This is a genomic window from Chromobacterium sp. Panama, assembly GCF_003052555.1.
In the GTDB taxonomy this organism is placed as follows: domain Bacteria; phylum Pseudomonadota; class Gammaproteobacteria; order Burkholderiales; family Chromobacteriaceae; genus Chromobacterium.
The window spans coordinates 4,687,061-4,688,056 of sequence record NZ_QARX01000001.1; the positions used below are offsets into that span (position 1 = coordinate 4,687,061).

General features: G+C 67.1%; 1 rRNA gene and 1 pseudogene. One reads left to right on the forward strand and one right to left on the reverse strand.

Features of this window, described 5'->3' with window-relative positions:
* Positions 1-60: 60 nt before the first annotated feature.
* Positions 61-789: pseudogene (locus DB032_RS21015) on the forward strand (TolC family protein); the annotation flags it as partial.
* Positions 790-852: 63 nt separating this feature from the next.
* Here DB032_RS21015 and rrf read toward each other — a convergent pair.
* Positions 853-967 (reverse strand): 5S ribosomal RNA (rrf, locus tag DB032_RS21020).
* Positions 968-996: the final 29 nt, after the last annotated feature.

A 996-nucleotide genomic window follows, 5' to 3' on the forward strand; every position in this document is an offset into this window, starting at 1 on the left:
TTCGCCCGCGACAGCTCGAAGCTGGCGATCGCCGCGCAAACCGCGCAGACCTATTTCCAGCTGCGCGCCTACGACGCCCAGCTGGACATCGCCAAGCGCACGCTGCAAAGCCGCGAGGAATCGCTGAAGCTGCAGACCAAGCGCTTCAAGGGCGGCTTGATCTCGGAGCTGGACCAGCAGCAGGCCGAGGCCGAGGCGGCCTCCGCCCGCGCCAAGGTGCCGCAGATCGCCAGCGCGCTGGAGCAGACCGAAAGCGCGCTGGGCGTGCTGCTCGGCCACTCGCCCAAGCAACTGGTGGCCGGCGGCATCCAGCGCGGCCAAAGCCTGGACGCGCTGTCCGCCCCGCCGGAAGTGCCGGCCGGCCTGTCCTCCAGCCTGCTGGAGCGTCGGCCGGACATTGCCGCCAGCGAGCAGCAGCTGGTCGCCGCCAACGCCCGCATCGGCGTGGCGCGCGCGGCCTACTTCCCCAGCATCAGCCTGAGCGGGGCGCTGGGTTCGCAAAGCCTGTCGCTGGATACCCTGTTCACCGGCCCGACGCGGACCTGGAGCTTTGTCGGCAATCTGGCGGCTCCGGTGTTCAACTTCGGCCAGACCGGTTACGCGGTGGACGCGGCCAGCGCGCGGCAGAAGCAGGCGCTGGCGCAGTATCAGAAGACGGTGCAAAGCGCGTTCAAGGACGCGCTGGACGCACTGTCCGGCTACGGCGCGGCGCGGGAGATCCAGGCGGCGCAGACCACGCAGTTCCAGGCCTTGAACAAATCGCTGCGCCTGGCCAATCTGCGTTACGACAACGGCTACGCCAGCTATCTGGACGTGCTGGACGCGCAACGCAACAGCTTCCAGGCGGAGGGCGTCTGGCGGTGTCCTACTTTCACATGGCGAATGCCACACTATCATCGGCGCTAAGGCGTTTCACGGTCCTGTTCGGGATGGGAAGGCGTGGGACCACCTCGCTATGGCCACCAGACATAAACTGGTACAAACTTGAAGAAGCCT